Below are 17,342 nucleotides of genomic sequence, written 5' to 3'. Positions count from 1 at the left end.
CAACGGGCTCCCCTGGGCCGTCAGTCGAGCAGCCCCGCACCGAGGACGGTGCCCGGCGGGGCTCCGGGAAGCACGTACGCGACCGCCGAGGCCGTGTGGGTGAGGAAGGGGTTGAGGGCGTCGCGCTCGGCGAGGCGGCTCTGCACGCGGGTGAACTGGGCGGTGTCGCGCACGAAGGCGGCGAAGAGCAGGCCGCGGTCGTCCGGGGCGTCGTCGTAGCTGTAGCCGCGCCGGAGCATGCGGGCGCCGCCGTCGAGGCGGGGGCCGGTGAGCCGGACGTGGGCGGTGGCGGGGATGACGTAGGCGCCGTCCGGGTGCTTGGCGTAGAGGTCGGGCTCGTCGCGCTCGGCCGTGCCGGTCAGTGGGGCACCGTCGGCGGCACGACGGCCCATCGCGGCCTGCTGCCGCTCGGCGGGGAGGGCCGCGAAGGCGGCGGTGTCCATCCGGATCCGCCGGTACACCAGGACGGTGGCGTTCTCGTGCGGGCCGGGCGGGCCCCAGACCCACTGGCGGGCGGCCTCCTCGTCCGGGTTGGCGGTGCCGTCCTTGAAGCCGAACAGGTTGCGCGGAGTGGCACCCGGACGGGTCGTGGGCAGGAAGCCGGACTGCGACCAGCGGGGTACGAACCCGGCGGAGTGGGCGGCCGAGCCGGCGAGTTCGGTGAGGACGGCGAGGGTCCAGGGGTCGGTGGCGGAGAGCTGCAGCAGCAGGTCCCCGCCGCCGCGCGCCGGATCGAGACGGTCGCCGGGGAAGGGCGGAGGCTCGGCGAGTCCACCGGGCACGGCGAGGCCCAGCCGGGCGGCGAGGGCCGGGCCGAGGCCGACCAGTGAGGCGGTGCGGGGCGGCCCGTCGTCGCCCCGCAGTCGCGGGTCGTGGGGCGTACCGGCCGCCGTGGCGGAGAGCAGGCCGGTCCAGTCGGCGAGCAGCGCGCGCAGCGAAGACCGTTCGGCGGTCGGGGAGTTCGGCGGAAGGTCGAAGGCCAGCAGCCTGGTGGCGGCAAGTTGAGGCCCCGTCAGCCCGGACTGGCGGGCCCCGTGGAACGGGATCGCGCCGTCCTGCGGCGGCGCGGCCGGACCGGCGGCACCCCCCGGGGCCCGGCCGGATCCGGCCGCGCCGCCGAACAGGGTCCCCCCGGTGGCCAGTTCGCCGACGGCCGCGCCGACGCCGGCCGCGATCACCGCGCCGGCCGCCAGCAGGGCGCGGCGCCGTCCGGGGCCGCTCGCCGGTGGACCGTCGGGCGGGTCCGGCGGCGGCGTGTTCTCCGGTTCGGTGGGCATGCGCCCTATTGGAGACGATAGAACACGTCCTATGCAAATCACGTTTCGTGTTCGTCAGTTGACTCTCGGGGTGGTGCTGGCACTGGCAGCCGGGACGGTCGCCGGGTGTTCCTCCGGCGGTACCGGATCCGGTTCCGGCTCGCACGACGCCGCACACCCGGCCGGTACGGTGATCCGGGTGCCGGAGGACTTCCCCACCGTCCAGCGGGCCGTGGACGTCGCGCGCGACGGCGACACGGTGCTGATCGGCCCCGGCACCTACCGCGAGAGCGTGCGGGTCGCCAGGAGCAACCTGGTACTGCGCGGGACCGACCGCTCGGCCGTGCTCCTCGACGGCGGACTCAAGCTGGCCAACGGCATCACCGTCACCGGCCCCGGCTCGGTGGTGGAGAACCTCACCGTGCACCACTTCCTGGCCAACGGCGTGCTGTTCACCGGCGTCACCGACGAGAAGCTGCAGCAGCGCGGGGCGGGCGGCTCGGCGTACGACCCGCTGGACACCGCCCGCTTCCCGCCCGTGCAGGGCTTCCGGGCGACCGGGGTGACGGCGTACAACAACGGCCTGTACGGCATCTACGCGTTCGACGCGCGCGGCGGTGTGATCGAGGACTCCTACGCCTCCGGGCACGCCGACTCCGGGATCTACGTCGGCCAGTGCAAGCCCTGCGACACGGTGGTGCGCGGCAACACGGTGGAGCGCAACGCGGTCGGCGTGGAGCTGACCAACGCCTCGGACGGCCTGTCGATCCTGGGCAACCGGGTGGCCGGGAACCGGGTGGGGGTCACGGTGAACTCCAACGACCTGGAGGCGCTGGCGCCGCAGCACGGCGCGGTGATCGCGGGCAACGTCGTGGTCGACAACAACGCGGCCGACAGCCCGCAGCAGGCGGACGGCGGCTTCGGCATCGGGATCGGGATCGGCGGCGGGACGGCGAACCGGGTGGAGCGCAACCTCGTCCGGGGCAACCGCGCGGCCGGGGTGGTCGTCACCGATCCGGCGGGGCACCCGGCGAGCGGCAACCGGGTCGAGGGCAACCAGGTGGACGGCAACGGCGCGGACCTCGTGCTGGCATCCGTCGATCCCGGCAACTGCTTCGGCGGGAACCGGCCCGGCACCCAGAGCCCGGAGGGACTGGAGGCGGCGGCGCCCTGCGGCGGCGCGGGACGCGGACCGCTGGCGGCCGGGCGGCCGGCGCCGGTGCAGGCACCGCCGGGGGTGCCGTTCAGCCAGGTGGCGGCGCCGCCCGCACAGCCGTCCGCGGTCGATCCGGCGGCGCCGGCCCGCCCGGCGGTCGGGCTGCCCGGGCCGGTGGACCCGGCGGCGTACCCGCTGCCTACGGACGCCGGATCGCTGCCGCCGCGCCCGGCGGGCTGAGGGCTGTCGCGCGGTGGCCTTGTTCCCCCGGTCACCCCGGTCACCCGGCGGTCCGGTCACCCCGGTTGCCTCGTTCCCTCGGTCACCCGGTCACCCGGTCACCCCGGTGGTCCGGTCACCCCGGTCACCCCGGTCACCCCGGTCACTCCGGTCGTCTGCGGAGCCGGCGGACCGCTGGCGGCCGGGCGGCGGCGCCGGTGCGGGCGCCGTCCGGCGGCTGGGGGCGCTCCACGGCCGCCGGGCGGGCCGCCCTTCCGCAGTCCGCGAGTACACCGTCAGCTTTCTTCGTCTCGCTGGCGCGGCCACTCGCTGCTGCGGCCATTGGGTCGGGCGGGTCCGGGGCCGGGGCCGGGTCGGGGTGAGTCCGGGTCCGGGTCGACCGGTCAGTACCGGGAGAAGCGGCGGCGGGCCGCCGGGCGGCCGAACCCGCTCCCGAGGACCATCGCGACCGCGGTCAGACCGAGCCTGGCATCGAAGAGCAGTATCAGCTGGCCATGACTGCCACTGACGTAATCGTGGGGGTCGCCGTCACCAGGCCGGGCGCCGCCGAACTGCACCTGGGGCACCACTGCCGGGACCCGGCAGGACCCGGCCAGGCGGCGCGCTTCAGTATTGGGCACTTGACTAATAGCGCTATTGGTCACTCAATCAATACTGCAAGTTGGCCATCTGGCCAATAAGCTAATTGGCTACTCGGCCAATTGTTCAGCCGGTGAGCCAGGGAGCTTCAGGCAGGACGGCGACGCCGTCCCCGCCCGGCGAACTCCACCGCGGTCGGCATACCCAGGCCGGGCATCCGCATCGTCACCCGCCGCAGGCCGCCCTCGGTATTCTCGGGCTCGGCCCGTCCGGCGGTGCCGAAAGTAACGCGGGCGACGCCCCCGTCCTCTGCGCCCGGGCCGGGACTCCGGACAGGGCCGATCGGGGTGGCACGGACGGGCCCGCACCGGCTCCGACGGCAACAGCCCGGCCGGGCAGGGGGCCCGCTCCCCCGGCCAGTGTCCGACCGGTCGCTCCGGACACTCCCGTGGCGGACACTCACCGGAGCAGTCCCGTACGGGCGGCGGGCCGCGGACACCACCCGCCCGGGCGGCGAGCTGTGGACTCCGGCGACTCGCGCGAACGGCCGCCGCCCCGCTCCGGTCGGCGGGTTCGCCGTGGCACCGAATGAGCGACGGCCCCGGGTACGCGGCCCGCGCGAGGTCGGTCCGTGTCCACGGGCCGGGCCGGACGGCTCCGGTCAGTCGAACGAGCGCCAGCGCGCCGACAGGAAGGAGAAGATCCCGAAGAGCAGCAGGCCGAATGCCACGGCGGCGAGCAGCGAAGGGCCGGCAGCCGTGTCGGCGAGGCTGCGCAGTGTGTCGTCGAGTCCCTTGGCCCGCTGAGGATCGAAGCGGACGGCCGCGGTGACGAGGAAGACACCCGCCGCCGTGAAGACCGTGCCGCGCGCCGTGTTGCCGGCCATGCCCACGATGGTGACGGCCGTCCGCGTTCGGTGTCCCATCCGGCCGGTCGACAGTTTCCGCAGGAACCGGCGTCGCAGGGCCTGGACGGCGGTACCCACTCCGACTCCCGCCACGACCAGTCCGGCCACGGTGACCAGGACGCGTCCCGTCGGGAGGCCGAGAGCGTGCGCCGTCCAGGTCCGGGACTTCCCGTCGCCGTCCGACTCGCCGCCCGCTCCGGCGGCGAAGGCCGCGGTGCCCCAGCACACCGCGGCGTAGAACAGCGCCCGGCCGGCGTTCAGCAGCCGCTTGGCGGCTTTGTGGTCGCCGCCCCGGCCGAGGACCGCCGTCGAGGCGCGCCACAGTGCCATGCCCGCGAAGCCAGCCACCAACAGCCAGAGTGCGGCCTCGCCGAAGGGCTGCTCGGCGACCTGGCGCAGCGCACCCTGCCGGTCGGCCTCGTCGGACCCGTCGCCGGCCGCGATCCGGAGGGCGAGCAGTCCCACCAGGACGTAGACGACGCCGCGGGCCGTGAAGCCGGCACGTCCGGCCAGGCGCAGGCCCCGTCCGGCGGTGGGGGCGGTCGGCTGCCGCCGGGCGGGCCGTCCTTCCGCAGTCCGTGAGTACACCCTCAGCTCCCTCGTCTCGCTGCCGCGGCCACTGGTTCGGGCCGGGTGGGTCGGGTCCCCGCCGGACCCCGGCCGGGTCCGTGTCGGGTCCGCATCGGGTCCGTGTCGACCGGTCAGTACCGGGAGGAGCGGCGGCGGCGGGAGGCCGAACGACCGAGCCTGCTCGCGAGGCCCGCCGCGACCGCGGTCAGACCGAGCCCGGCGCCGAAGAGCAGTATCACCAGAGCCATGAGCGCCACTGTCGTCATCATGGTGCTGTCCTCTCCCGTACGGTTCGGCGACGCCCGGCCCGGTGCCGGGTGCCGCGTGCGGGCCTCGCCTTCCCCGTCGCGCCGCACCCATGCGGGCTCACCGTGAGGGTTGGCGTCCACCGCGTCGGGCTGCCCGGTGAGAGCCCCCGGGCGGGACCCGTGCCGTCGAGTCGTGGCGACGGGACGGGGACGGGGACGGGGACGTTCGAGGCCAGCACCACCGAGGACGTCCGACACCGGGTCCGTCCCGACGGCTTCCTCGTCGGCGGCCCTCGTCGAAGACGCCCAGGAGCCCATGGCCCCACGGGCCTTCGAACCCACGGGGCCGTAGGTCGCACGAGCGTGCGACGGTGGACGCGCAGTAGTGTTCCCGGAGTCGTGGAGTCAGATTCGTTCGTGCGGGGAGTCCGTCGATGGCCGTTCGCCGTGTCGTGCCCAACATCGTCTCCGCTGCTGCGCCGGAGAGCCGGGAGTTCTACGGGCTGCTGGGCTTCGAGGAGGTCATGAACCACGGTTGGATCATGACGCTCGCCTCCCCGTCCAGCCCGGCGGCGCAGATCAGCGTCATGACCGAGGACAGGACGGCACCCGTCGCCCCCGACCTGAGCATCGAGGTGGACGACGTGGACGCGGCGTACGCGGCGATGCGCGAGAGCGGCGCGGAGATCGTCCACCCGCTGCAGGACGAGGAATGGGGAGTGCGCCGCTTCTTCGTGCGCGATCCCAACGGACGGGTGGTCAACATCCTGGGGCACCGCTGATGGCCCCGGCAGGACCTGGCCAGGCCGCGCGACAGTATTGGGCAGTTGACCAATAGTAAAATTGGTCACTCGACCAATACTGTACATTGGCCATCCGCCCAATAAGCTAATTGGCTGCTCGGCCAATTGCTCAGCCGGTGAGCCAGGGCGCTTCGGGCAGGACGGCAGCGCCGTCCTGCCCGAAGAACTCCACCGCGGTCGGCGTGCCCAGGCCGGGCATCCGCATCGTCACCCGCCGCAGGCCGCCCTCGCCGTCCACCCAGTAGGTGAGCGGCGAGCGTTCGCCGTCGGGGGCCGCGCCCTGGGCACGCGGACCGGCGAACCGGTCGTAGTCCCGACCGTCGATCCGCTCCCCGCCGAGCCTGCGGGCCCCGGACTGGGCGAGCAGCAGCGGGTTGTCGGGCCGGTCCGCACCGAGCTGGACGACGAGCTGCAGCCCGGCGTCCAACGGGTCGGCCGTGTAGGTGCGGGGCGACCAGCCCTGCCGGGGGACGCGTTCGGCCTGCTTCCAGGCCGGGCCGTCGACCCCGGCGGGTTCGGGGGCGAGCCCGAGGCCGCCGGCGTCCCACACCACCAGGCCGTGGTCGAGCGGGCCGCTCGCTCCCGTGGTCCAGTAGCGGCCCACGCCGCGGCGGTTCCGGTAGTCGACCACGCCCTCGACCCGGACCGAGACGTCCCCGCCCTCGGCGGCGGTGAGGGCGACCTTCACCGGGCTGGCCTGGTAGAGGTCGAGGCGGGACAGGGCCAGCCTGGACGCCTCGTCCACGGTCACCGGGCGCTCGCCGGAACCGTCGTCGACGTTCCGGTAGGCGACCAGGCCGCCGAGGGCGGCAGCGGCAACCGCGAGGGCGGCCAGGATCGCCGTGCGCGGGCGGACTCGGCGGCGCGGTCCGGCGGGGCCGTCCGCCGCCTGTGCCGTCCGGGCCGACCGCTTCGGGGCCGCCGGGGTCGTCCGGGCCATGCGGGTCCCTTCTCTCGTTCGTTGTGCGGGATTCGTTGTACGGGGCCCGTTGCGCGGGATCCGTTGCGCGGGGCCCGTCGTTCGGGACCCGCCGATCGGGACCCGCCGATCGGGACCCGCCGATCGGGACCCGCCGATCGGGACCCGCCGATCGGGACCCGCCGATCGGGACCCGTCGCGGGACGAGCCGTGTAGGACCCGCCGATCGGTGGCCGGCCCTGTTCGCACCAGCGGGCGGGTCCAGGGCCCGGAGGCCGTGGACCCGCCCGCCCGGCGACGGCCCGTCAGGACCGTCGCCGGGATGCCGTGCCGGCCGGTACGCCTACTGGTGCCGCGCCCGGCGTCGGCGGGACAGCAGCAGGAGCGCCGCGCCGAGCAGCGTCAGCGTTCCCGCGCCGGCCAGCATCACCGGAATGCTGTCGCTCGCACCGGTGCTGGGCAGGTGCGATCCGGGGACGGGGGCCGGCGGAGCGGGCGGCGGAACCGCCGGACCCGGCTGCGCCGGGGGCCAGGTCGCGGGCGGCGTCACCACCGGCGGCGCCGTGGTCGGCGTGTCCGTCGGGGTGGGCGTCGCCGTCGGGCTCGGCGTGGGCGTGGGCGTCGGCGTCGGCGTCGGGGTGACCGTCGGCGTCGGGGTGGGTGTGGGCGTCGGGATCAGCTTGTTGACGGCCGTCACCGAGACCCCGGCGGTGAGATTGTCGGCGGTCAGCGTCAGCGGGCCGAACACCGTCACCTCCGGCGCGGAGTAGCCGTCCGGCGGGCTGGTCTCCTGCCAGAAGTACGTCCCGACCGTGCCGGTGCCCTGGCAGACGCCGTCGGCCCCGGTCGTGCACGGGTCGCCCACCGCAGTGTCGGGCTTGTCGCCGGTGCTCTGCAGCCCCTCGGTGCCGTTGGTGTCCTTCCACAGCCGGAACTTCGCGCCCGCCAGCGGCTTGCCGTCCTGGTCGTGCTTGACCAGGCGCAGCGCGCCCTCCTGCTGCCGGAACCCGAAGTCGTAGGTGTGGTCGTTCTCCCCCGGTCCGCCGGTGGTCAGGGCCCGTTCGACGTACTGCCCGCTCGCCGGGACGACGCCCTTGGAGTCGACGAAGCGGTTGTCGCCGACGTCCGCGGTGGTCGGCACCCACTGGTACAGGGGGCCGCCCTTGGCGTAGTCGGCCGGGTTGTCGAGCTTGACGGTGTACTTGGTGCGCGGCTTGAGACCGCCGGTGACGTTGGAGTCGTCGAAGTAGTACTCGCCGCGCGCGGTGGTCTTCGTGGTGCCGACGAGCTTCCCCGACTCGTCGTACAGGTTGACCGTCGCGGCCGGCACCGGGCGCTGGCCCGGCAGTTGGAGGCCGGAGCGCTCGGGGTCGTACCAGACCCGGTTGCCGATCTGGAGCGGGGCCTGGTCGCAGAGCACCTCGAGGTCGCCCATCGAGGCGCCCTTGCCGAACGGCGCCGCCGTGCCCGCCGGGTTGAGCCGCAGACCGAACTTCGGGTCCTGCTGGCCGTTGCGCTGGAGGAACGAGGTGCCGTAGCCGTAGGCGGTGTGGTTGGGGTCGAAGGCGGAGGTCGCGATGGTGTTCTCGACCTTGGAGAAGGCCATGCCGGCGAAGGCCGTGTTGCGGTGGCCGCCCCAGCTGGTGTCGAAGAACCGGGTGCCCCGGGGCGAGAGCCCGCAGCCGTTGTTGGTGTCCATCACGTAACTGCCGTTGACCGGGCATGCCTTGTTGAGGTCACCGCCCGACATGACGACGGCGACGGAGCCCGGCGTGGGTCCGGCCGGGGCACGGTCGCCGAAGCGGTCACGGAAGGACAGCAGCATCGAGCCGTCGGTCTCGAAGGCGATCTCGCCCAGCTCCGGTTCGGGGTTGGCGATGGTGCTGGCGCCGCAGGGGTTGCCGTTCTGCGAGGTCGGATAGGTGTTGGTCCACGGGAACCAGCCCGCCCCGTCGCAGGGGCCGCCGCCGACGGTGCTCTGGCGCGGGTAGTCCAGCGGCTGCTTCAGCACCGCCGCCGCGAAGGCGCCGGTGCCGAGGTCGAACGGCAGCACGACCGCGCGCAGGTCGGCGACCTTGCCCGTCGACTCGCCCGAGCAGACGCCGCCGAGGTAGCCGGTACCGTCCTGCAGGCCGAGGCCGAACGGCCGCCAGTCCACGGCCGCCGGGCAGCCGGGGTCGGGGATCGGGTAGGAGGCCTTCGGTGCGGCCGCGGTCGGCCCGGTGGCGTCGTAGCGGTAGAGCTTGCGGTCGTTGAGGTTGACGACGAAGAGGTCCTTGCCGTCGTCGGTGATCTTGATGCCGCCGAGGCTCTCCTTGCCCGGCACCGCGAGGAACGCGTCGTCGGTGCCGCCGCCGTGGGCGGTCGCGCCGGCGTTCGGGACGGTGGTGAAGAGCTTCGTGGACTTGGTGACCGGGTCGGTCACGTAGATCGCGCCCGCGCCGCCGGGGCCGTAGTCCGTCGTGCGCTTGGCGACGGCGGAGGAGAACAGCCGGCGGTCGGCCCGGTTCCAGGCGATGCCGAACAGGGTGCCGGTGTCGGCGTTGGTGGCGAGGTCGGTGGCGTCGACGTCCACGCCCTCCTGGCCGCGCGCGCTGTACGGGAAGGACAGCAGCGTGCGCTGCGCCCCGCCCTCGCGCGTGGTGGGCTGGCAGGCCGCCACCAGCGGGGCGTTCTTCTGGCAGTAGTCGCCGGGGCTCCACAGCCCGGTGGTGTAGGAGACGTTCTTGCCGCCGGAGAGGTCGACGAACTCCTCGTTGCTGCTCAACTGGGTGGGCGCGCCGGTCAGGCCCTGCCGGGAGGCGAACGCCGGGTACAGCTTGCCGGGCTTCGGATTCACCACCTGGACCCGGTACTTGCCGCCGGTGGGCTTGGCCGCGGCGGGCGCCAGCGTCACCGTGCCGTCCGCCGCCGTGGTGCCCTCGATGCTCGCGCCGGCGTCGTCGGTGAGGGTCACCCTGACTCCGGCCATCCCGGGTTCCAGCGCGGGTGTCCACACCCCGGTGGTGTCGACGGCCCGCACCACGCGGACCGTCACGGTGCCGTCGCCCGCCTGCGGGAAGGCCTCCGGAGCAGCCACCAGCGAGACCGCGCCGATGCCGACGGCCAGCACCACCGCTCCGCCGAGGGTCCGGCGGCCGGGCGCCCCCGGCCGCCGTCGTTCCGGGCCGCGCGGGGCGCCCGGTTCCTGTGCACGTGTCGTTGTCATCCCTGCTCTCATGGTGGAGTCGGGCTCACCGCCCCGACCTCGGACCGGGGTCGTGGATGGCGGAAAGCCGCCGTTGGTAAGGGGAGCTTAAAGGGGGCTTGCGGAAGTTCGCAGGGGAACGAGGAACTTTGACGTTCCATCAGATGTTCCGCCGCCCTCGAACTGAGTGTTCGTCAATTGTCGCTCCAGGAGCGCACGCAGGCGCGAGGCAGCAATCCGCGCGCGCCCCCGTCGAGCGCCCGGCGTAAGGTGCGCCCCGGACGAGAGGGGATCATCGATGCGGGACATCGTGCGGGAGTCGGCCACGGCGGGACGCCTGGTGGTGTGGGAGGAGTCGGCGCGCGACGGCGCGCAGGCCAAGACCTTGATGCCGGGGGACTTCCGGGTACGGCTCGCCCGGGAGCACGGCGCGGTGTTCGGCGCGGAGGGGCCGCGGCACGTGGTGTTCGCCGCCGGGTTCCCCGCCGTGTGCGCCGAGGAGTTCGAGGCGGTGCGGCGGGTCGCCGTCGAGACCGAGGGGCAGGTTTCGGCCGCGGCCGTCTGCCGGGGCACCGCGGCCGACGTCCGGCAGGCGGTCGCCTCGGTGCGCGGCGTCGCGCACGCCCGGGTGCTGGCGGTCGTCCCGGCCTCCGAGGCGATGGCCCGGGTGATGACGCACCGGGGCGCCCGGGAGGCGCTCGCGCACGGCACGGACCTGGTGAAGACGGTGCGCGACCTGGACGAGGGCGTCGCGATCGACCTGTGCCTGGCCGACGCCTCCCGTGCCGACCACGGCCTGATGGCCGAAGCGGCGGGCGCGTTCACCGCCGCCGGGGCCGGCACGGTGCTGCTCGCCGACACCGTCGGACGCCAACTCCCCCGCGAGACGGCCGAGATGTTCGACCGGGTGGCCGCCGCGGCCGGTCCCGGGGTGGTCCTGGGCTCGCACCTGCACAACGACCTCGGCCTCGGCCTCGCCAACACCGTCGAGGCCGTGCGCGGCGGCGCCCGGGTGGTGGCCAGTTCGTGGCTCGGCCTGGCCGAGCGCTCCGGGCTGGTCGCCACCGAGCAACTGCTGTTCCTGCTCGCCCACGACCCGGAACGCGCGGCGGCCCTGCTCGGCCCCGGCGGGCGCGCCGCCGACCTGTGGTGGCGGGCACCGGACCTCACCCGGCTGCCGCGCATCGCCGCCCTGGTCTCGGAACGGACCGGAGTGCCGCTGACGGTGACCACCCCGGTGGTCGGCACCGGTGTCGCCACCATCTCCACCGGCACGCCCTTCGTCGACCCGCAGCTGTTCCAGCCCTACGACCCGGCGGCCCTGCTCGGGGTCGAACCCCGGATCGTGCTCACCCAGTTGGCGAGCGCGCGGGTCGTCACGGCGGTCGCCGGGCGGCTCGGCCACCGGCTGGACGCCGACGGCGCCCGCGCGGCCACGGCCTGGGTGAAGCGACGGGCGTTCCGCACCGGCCGGGCCGTCGTCGACGAGGAGCACTTCGCCGCCTATCTGGACGGCCTCGCCCGCACCACCGGCACCGAGGACACCCCGTGACACCGACACCTCCCGCCCGCGAACCGTCCGACCTCGCGACCGTCCGCGCCGCCCTGGCCCTGGGACGGGCCGTGGTCCTGCCCAACCCCGCCCCGCTGACCTGCGTCGTCGCCGCCACCCGGCCCGACGCCGTCAACCTCGCCAAGCAGCGCCCCGCGGAGCAGGCCGTCGCGCTCTGGGCCCACCACCCGAGGACCCTGGACGCGCTGACGGAACGGCTCGACCTCGGCCCGGACGCGCTGCGGCTGGCCCGGCGGCTGCTCGCCGAGGAGCACCTCACCGTGCTCGCGCCCCTGCGCGACCCCGAGGAGGCGCCGCCCTGGCTGGCCCCGGCCACCAAGGACGGCTGGACGCTGCTGTTCGGCGCCCGCTGGCAGCCGCTGGCCGGCCTGCTGGACGACTTCCCGGTGCTGTACGTCAGCAGCGCCAACCGGACCGGCCACGACCCGGCGCCGGGGCCCGCCGAGGCGCTCGCGATGTTCCCGCCCGAGGTGCCCGTCCTCGGCTCCCCCGGGCCGGCCGGCCGCCCCGACGACCGGCGTCGGGCCGCCACCACCACCGTGCGACTGCACCCGGACGGCCGGCTCGGCCTCCACCGGCACGGCGCCCAGGACCGCGGCTTCGCCGACCCCGAGCAGTACCTGGCCCGGCTCCGGGACGGCCTCGGGCAGTGAGGTCCGCGCCGTGAGGCCCGTAGCCGTGAGGCCCGTACCGTGACGGCCGTGCGGTGACGCCCGCGCCGTAGGGCCCGTACGGTGACGCCCCTGCGGTGACGGCCACCGGGGTCCGGCGCGCCCCGGCGGCTGTCGGGGGCTGGTGCGCCCCGGCGGCCGTCGGGGAGACTTCCCACCGGGGGTGAGCGCGTTGGAGCGTCGCGCGGTGTCCGGACGGGGGCGGGCCGAGGTCGAGTTGGACCTCCCCGATCCCGCCCGACTGGTACTGGTCACGGTCGAGACGGAGGTCACCGCACGGATCGGGCTCCGAGCTGCCGGTCCTGGCCCGGCCGGCCGGCACGACGCCACCGAGGGCCGGGGGCACGCCGCGCTGCTGCTGTCGCCGGAACGCCAGCGGGCCGTCCGCCGGGTGACCGTCGATTCGACCGCCCGGTGGACCCTGCGCATCCACGCCCCCGACAGCGTCGACGAGTTCACCGCGCACACCCGCGGCAGCGGGCCGCGGATCCTGGAGCACCGGCGCGGAACCGCGCGGGCGGCGGCGAGCCAGATCGAGGACACCTCCGGAATCCTGCGGGTGGTGCGCTACCCCGACGGCCCGGACGGCCCGCCCACCGTGGTCGTGGACGAACTCCGCTCGGCTGTCGGCGGCACCCCGTGGGCCGGATTCGTGCTCGACCGCCCGCAGTTCGTGGTCGTCGAGTGCGGCAGCTTCTGGTTCCTCGACATCGCCCCGACCGATGGTTTGGCCTCGACGCCCCTGGTCCGGCACGGCTTCGACCGCACCACCGAGTACTTCGACCGGCCCCACCCGGGAGAGCCGGCGGTGCTGGAACTGGTGGCGGAGTTCGGCTCCTGTCACATGACGGTGATCGACGGGACCGGCCGGGAGCTCGGCAGGCACTGGGTGTCCGCCGACGCGGCCCCGGTGCTGGTCCCGCTCTGGGCCGGCCCGGAGGACGCCGCCCTCGACCGGCTCGGCGTCCGGGTGGAGTACGGCCGCGCGGCCTGGCGAACGGTCCTGCGACCGGACGAGCCGAGCCGGTCGCTGACCGGCCCCACCGAGGGCTCCGGCGACGAACTGCTCCGCTACGACGGCCCGCCCGCCGTACTGCACGTGCGCCTCCCTACCGGGCAACGCCGCCCGCTGACGGTGGAGACGGGGTACGGGGCCGTCCGGAGCCGGCACGGGCAGGAGCGGTGCGGGGCGCTGCTGGTCGGGGCGGCCGGGCACCCCGAGGTCGTGACGGTGCGGGCCGAGGGCGGGTGGCTGCTGGAACCCGCCCCGCTGGACGGGCTGCGCGCTTTCGACGAGCGGCTGACCGGCCGCGGCTCGGAGGTGGTGCGCTGGACCGGCACCCGGGAGCGGCTCGTCGTCCGCGGCCGGTCGGGGCTGCCCCGCCCCCCGTGGTACGCCGCCGTCTCCACCACCAGTTGGCCGGGGCTGCTCCCCGACGGGCCGACGGGCGGTGTCCTGCTGGTCGTCCGCGACCCGCGCCACCGCGGCTGGCGGCTCACCGCCCGGTGAGCCGGCGATCCGGTGCAGGCACACGGACGGGCGCTACCCCCGGTCCAGGGCCGACACCAGGCTCGCCACCGTCACCGTGTTGAAGACGAAGGCGATGACGGCGTTGGCCGCCACCGTGCGCCGCGTCTCCCCAGAGGTCGCATTGACGTCGGTGGTGCCGAAGGTCGTCATCACGGACACGGCGACGTAAATGTAGTCCGCCCGGACAGCGGACTCGGTCCCGCTGCCGCTGCCTGTTCCTGTGCCTGTGCCGCTGCCGCTGCCGCTGCCGCTGCCGCTGCCGCTGCCGCTGCCGGGGAACCTTAGCGCGCGTTCGCCCTCCACCAGGTTGTCGGCGGCGCGAAGCCCCTGGCACCGACGGCTCGACGCCCGCCGAACGCCGTTGCCACCGGGGCCGGAACCGGACGTCAGAATCCGGGCGTCGGAATCCGGGCGTCAGATCCGGGACAGCAGTCGGGCGAGCCAGGCGGTCCGGGTGCGGCGGGCCGTGACCGAGAGCTCCGCCCGGGGGTGGAGGGCGTCGAACCCGTGGCAGCCCCCGGCCCACACGTGGAGTTCGGCGTCTCCTCCGGCGGCCCAGAGGCGGCCGGCGTAGTCGGCGCACTCGTCGCGGAAGACCTCGGCCGAGCCGGTGTCGAGGTAGGCGGCGGGCAGACCGCCGAGGTCCTCGGCGCGGGCGGGCGACACGTACGGGGACACCTCGTCGGCGGGCGTCGCGCCGAGCACGGAGTGCCAGGCGAAGGCGTTCATCTCCCCGGTCCAGACACCCGGAACGCCGGAGTACTGACGGCTGGAGACCGTGGTGTTGCGGTGGTCCAGCATGGGACAGACCAGGATCTGACCGGCCACCGCCGGGGTGCCGAGGTCGCGGGCACGCAGGGCGACGCCCGCGGCGAGGCCCCCGCCCGCGCTGGCCCCCGCGACCACGATCCGGTCGGGGTCGATCCCCAACTCGGCCGCGTTCTCGGCGATCCAGCACAGCCCCCGGTAGCAGTCCCCGGCGACGACCGGGCCCGCGTGCTCCGGAGCGAGCCGGTAGTCGACGGTCGCCACGACGACGCCGAACTCGTCCAGCCACTCCAGGGGGATGTCGAGCTGGGAGAAACGGTCGCCCATGACCATCCCGCCGCCGTGCATCCAGTAGACGCACGGGGCGGCGGCATCCGTGCGTTCCGGGCCGGCCGGAGTGAGCACCGTCAGCGGGATCCGGGTGCCGTCCGCGGCGGGGACGGCGAACTCCCGCCGATCGACGCTCCGGTGGGCGAGCAGCGGTTCGACCGGGGCCACGGCAAGGCGGCGGAGCCCGGTCAGCGTGTCGGCGCCGGGCACGGTCGGCAGGGGCATCCGGGCGAGGAACTCGCGCAGTTCGGGGTCGAGCGCGGGTCGGGTGGTCGTCATGGTCGGTGCGGCCTTTCGAAGAGAGGATCGGGGGACGGGAACGGTCAGCGTGCGGCGGCCCTGCCACCGACCGGTACGAGGTCGGTGAACTCCGCCTCCCCGACCAGGAGTTCTGCGACGCGGGCGAGGAGCGCACGGGCCGGCCCACCCTCGAAGGCACGGTGGTGTTCGGCCTCGCTCGTCCAGCCTTCGACAACGTGGACGCGGTCCGGGTCGGCGGCCGAGCGCGAGACCAGGTAGACGAGGCAGTGCTCGTCGGCCCCGGGGTTGCCCTGGTCGAGCCCGGTCAGCAGCAGGTCGGCGAGGGGTCCGCCGAGGCCCGGCCGGGCGGTCATGGTGGCGTGGAACCCGTAGGTGACGGCCATCGGAGCGGTCCTTCCGGTGAGGGGATGCGGTGGTTCCAGTCAACCGGGATGCCCCGCACCGACGTTAGGGCGATGCTCGCCCGCCCTTGCCCGATCCTCGCGCCGACGGGAATCGGGGCGGGCGCGGTGCTGGAATGGGCGCATGTCCCTCGACGAAATGCGCACCCTGGTCGCCCGGCACGCCCGCCCGGACTCCACCACCGCCCTCGACGGCGTGCTGGTCTCCCGGATCGACCGACCGGGGCTCCCGGCACCCACCATGTCCGGAACCGTGTTCGCGGTCGTCGCCCAGGGTTCCAAACGCCTGGCGCTCGGCGACCGCCTCTACACCTACGGCGCCGGGCAGTACCTGGTCGCCTCCGTCGACCTCCCGGTCACCGGGCAGTTCACCGAGATCGGCCCCGGCCGGCCGGCGCTGGGCGTCGGCCTGCTGCTGGAACCGTCGGTGATCGCCGAACTGCTGCTCCGGGCCGGGCCCGGGGACGTCCCCCGCGACACGGGCGCACCGTCGGGCATCGCCGTCGGCGACGCCTCCGGGGCCCTGCTCGACGCGGTGGTCCGACTGCTGCGTCTGCTGGACGAACCCCGCGACCGGGCCGTGCTCGCCCCGCTGCTGAAGCGGGAGATCCTGTGGCGGCTGATCACCGGGGAACAGGGTGCGACGGTCCGTCAGCTCGGCCTTGCCGACTCCGGGCTGAGCCACGTCTCGCGCGCCGTGCGCTGGATCCGCGAACACTACGCCGAACCGTTCCGGGTCGAGGACGTGGCCAGGCTGTCCGGTCTGAGTGCCTCCGCGTTCTACCGCAACTTCCAGGCGGTGACGGCGATGAGCCCGATCCAGTTCCAGAAGCAGATCCGGCTCCAGGAGGCCCGGCTGCTGCTCGCCACCCACCCCGGGGACGTGACCGGCGTGGGGCGACGGGTGGGGTACGACAGCGCCTCGCAGTTCAGCCGCGAGTACCGGCGGCAGTTCGGCGAGGCGCCGAGCCGGGACGCGGCCCGACTGCGGGAGGACGGGGGCGCCCCGACCGCCGTGCTCCCGTGAGCGGCGGCGGGAGGATCGGGCAAAGGAAGGGCAGGATCGTGGCCCCGAGGCCGCAGGTCAGGGCGGTTCACTGGAACCAGTCGCTCTCCCCGTGCAGCGGAGTTCCGCGCACACGGGCCCTTCCGAGCAGAGGATTTCCGATGAACACCATCCTGATCACCGGCGCGTCGTCCGGGTACGGCCGGCGGACCGCCCTGCACTTCCACGCCCGGGGCTGGCAGGTCGTCGCGGCCGTGCGCACGCCGCGCCCGGACACGCTCCCGGTCTCCGAGCGCCTGCGCGTCGTCGAGCTCGACGTGACCCGGCCCGAGAGCATCGCCGCCGGCTTCGAGGCCGCGGGGCCCGTCGACGTCCTGGTCAACAACGCGGGCATCCCGGCGATCGGGGTGTTCGAGGGGACGCCGATGGCCCGGGTGCGGGAGGTGTTCGAGACCAACACCTTCGGTGTCATGGCCACCACGCAGGCGGTGCTGCCCGGGTTCCGTGAGCGCGGCAGCGGCGTCGTGGTCAATGTGACCTCCAGCGTGGTGCTCGGCCACATGCCGCTCTCCGCCCTGTACAAGGCCAGCAAATCCGCCGTCGAGGGGTTCACGGCGTCGCTCGCGCTCGAACTCGCGCCGTTCGGGGTGCGGGCGGCGACGGTCCAGCCGGGCGCCTGCCTCACGACGAACTTCGCGCGCCGGGCGACCGCCGACGGGGCGGCCGGCGACGGGGCGGCCGGCGCGGCGGTCCCGGCACCCTACGCCGAGTGGGCCGACCGGGCGATGGCCGGCTTCACCGCGCAGGAGCTCTTCACCACCGAGGAGGACGTGGCCGAGGCGGTGTGGCGAGCGGTGCACGACACCACCGGGCAGCTCCGCTTCCCGGCCGGGCCCGACGCGCACCGGCTCGCCGAGGCCAGGTGACCGGTCATCG

Annotated in this window: 14 protein-coding genes and 1 pseudogene; 7 read left to right on the top strand and 8 right to left on the bottom strand. The window is 74.7% G+C overall.

What is annotated here, in order from left to right:
• Positions 1–20: 20 nt before the first annotated feature.
• Positions 21–1,277: a Dyp-type peroxidase gene (locus BLU95_RS37550; RefSeq protein WP_093863934.1), complete on the bottom strand. Its 1,257-nt coding sequence runs from the start codon at positions 1,275–1,277 to the stop codon at positions 21–23.
• A 31-nt stretch (positions 1,278–1,308) separates the two neighbouring features.
• On the opposite strand from BLU95_RS37550, the gene BLU95_RS37545 reads away from it, so the two are divergent.
• Entirely contained in the window at positions 1,309–2,652 is a 1,344-nt protein-coding gene (locus tag BLU95_RS37545; RefSeq protein ID WP_093863933.1) for a right-handed parallel beta-helix repeat-containing protein, read from the top strand.
• 383 nt (positions 2,653–3,035) lie between these two features.
• Here BLU95_RS37545 and BLU95_RS37540 read toward each other — a convergent pair whose 3' ends face one another.
• Together BLU95_RS37540 and BLU95_RS37535 are read right to left on the bottom strand one after the other, a co-directional pair.
• Positions 3,036–3,272 (bottom strand): hypothetical protein, encoded by a 237-nt coding sequence (locus BLU95_RS37540; RefSeq protein WP_159425172.1) that lies wholly within the window; start codon positions 3,270–3,272, stop codon positions 3,036–3,038.
• Between the two features lie 620 nt (positions 3,273–3,892).
• Positions 3,893–4,726 (bottom strand): DUF1206 domain-containing protein, encoded by an 834-nt coding sequence (locus tag BLU95_RS37535; RefSeq protein ID WP_231978092.1) that lies wholly within the window; start codon positions 4,724–4,726, stop codon positions 3,893–3,895.
• Positions 4,727–5,390: 664 nt separating this feature from the next.
• Here BLU95_RS37535 and BLU95_RS37530 point away from each other — a divergent pair.
• Positions 5,391–5,738, top strand: a complete 348-nt coding sequence (locus BLU95_RS37530) for a VOC family protein (protein WP_093863930.1) — start codon at positions 5,391–5,393, stop codon at positions 5,736–5,738.
• A 130-nt stretch (positions 5,739–5,868) separates the two neighbouring features.
• Here the strand turns inward: BLU95_RS37530 and BLU95_RS37525 are convergent, their stop codons facing one another.
• On the bottom strand, positions 5,869–6,699 hold the full coding sequence (locus BLU95_RS37525; protein WP_231978091.1) for a hypothetical protein: 831 nt from the start codon (positions 6,697–6,699) through the stop codon (positions 5,869–5,871).
• Between the two features lie 322 nt (positions 6,700–7,021).
• Positions 7,022–9,886 carry an SdrD B-like domain-containing protein gene (locus BLU95_RS37520; RefSeq protein ID WP_197698666.1) on the bottom strand — a complete coding sequence of 955 codons (2,865 nt, stop codon included), beginning with the start codon at positions 9,884–9,886 and terminating at the stop codon, positions 7,022–7,024.
• 277 nt (positions 9,887–10,163) lie between these two features.
• Here BLU95_RS37520 and BLU95_RS37515 point away from each other — a divergent pair, with 277 nt between their 5' ends.
• The 3 genes from BLU95_RS37515 to BLU95_RS37505 all read left to right on the top strand — a co-directional run bounded on the left by BLU95_RS37515 (position 10,164) and on the right by BLU95_RS37505 (position 13,619).
• Positions 10,164–11,417 carry a hydroxymethylglutaryl-CoA lyase-like TIM-barrel protein gene (locus BLU95_RS37515; protein ID WP_093863929.1) on the top strand — a complete coding sequence of 418 codons (1,254 nt, stop codon included), beginning with the start codon at positions 10,164–10,166 and terminating at the stop codon, positions 11,415–11,417.
• Positions 11,414–12,091 (top strand): hypothetical protein, encoded by a 678-nt coding sequence (locus tag BLU95_RS37510; protein ID WP_093863928.1) that lies wholly within the window; start codon positions 11,414–11,416, stop codon positions 12,089–12,091. Before BLU95_RS37515 ends, BLU95_RS37510 begins: the two co-directional genes overlap by 4 nt.
• A 205-nt stretch (positions 12,092–12,296) precedes the next feature.
• On the top strand, positions 12,297–13,619 hold the full coding sequence (locus tag BLU95_RS37505) for a hypothetical protein (RefSeq protein WP_093863927.1): 1,323 nt from the start codon (positions 12,297–12,299) through the stop codon (positions 13,617–13,619).
• Between the two features lie 33 nt (positions 13,620–13,652).
• On the opposite strand, the pseudogene BLU95_RS37500 reads toward BLU95_RS37505, so the two are convergent.
• The 3 genes and pseudogenes from BLU95_RS37500 to BLU95_RS37490 all read right to left on the bottom strand — a co-directional run.
• Positions 13,653–13,955 (bottom strand): annotated as a pseudogene (locus tag BLU95_RS37500) (DUF1345 domain-containing protein); the annotation flags it as partial.
• 99 nt (positions 13,956–14,054) lie between these two features.
• Positions 14,055–15,017, bottom strand: a complete 963-nt coding sequence (locus tag BLU95_RS37495; protein WP_093863926.1) for an alpha/beta hydrolase — start codon at positions 15,015–15,017, stop codon at positions 14,055–14,057.
• 44 nt (positions 15,018–15,061) lie between these two features.
• Entirely contained in the window at positions 15,062–15,382 is a 321-nt protein-coding gene (locus BLU95_RS37490; protein WP_093863925.1) for a putative quinol monooxygenase, read from the bottom strand.
• Between the two features lie 142 nt (positions 15,383–15,524).
• On the opposite strand from BLU95_RS37490, the gene BLU95_RS37485 reads away from it, so the two are divergent.
• Both BLU95_RS37485 and BLU95_RS37480 read left to right on the top strand, forming a co-directional pair.
• A complete protein-coding gene (locus tag BLU95_RS37485) occupies positions 15,525–16,427 on the top strand; it encodes an AraC family transcriptional regulator (RefSeq protein WP_093863924.1) in 903 nt (300 codons plus the stop codon).
• Between the two features lie 140 nt (positions 16,428–16,567).
• Positions 16,568–17,332: an SDR family oxidoreductase gene (locus BLU95_RS37480; protein ID WP_093863923.1), complete on the top strand. Its 765-nt coding sequence runs from the start codon at positions 16,568–16,570 to the stop codon at positions 17,330–17,332.
• Positions 17,333–17,342: the final 10 nt, after the last annotated feature.

The sequence above is a fragment of the Streptomyces sp. TLI_053 genome, from assembly GCF_900105395.1.
Lineage (GTDB): Bacteria > Actinomycetota > Actinomycetes > Streptomycetales > Streptomycetaceae > Kitasatospora.
Note: the sequence above shows the minus strand (reverse complement) of the source record. Positions and strands in the feature narration are given on the sequence as shown.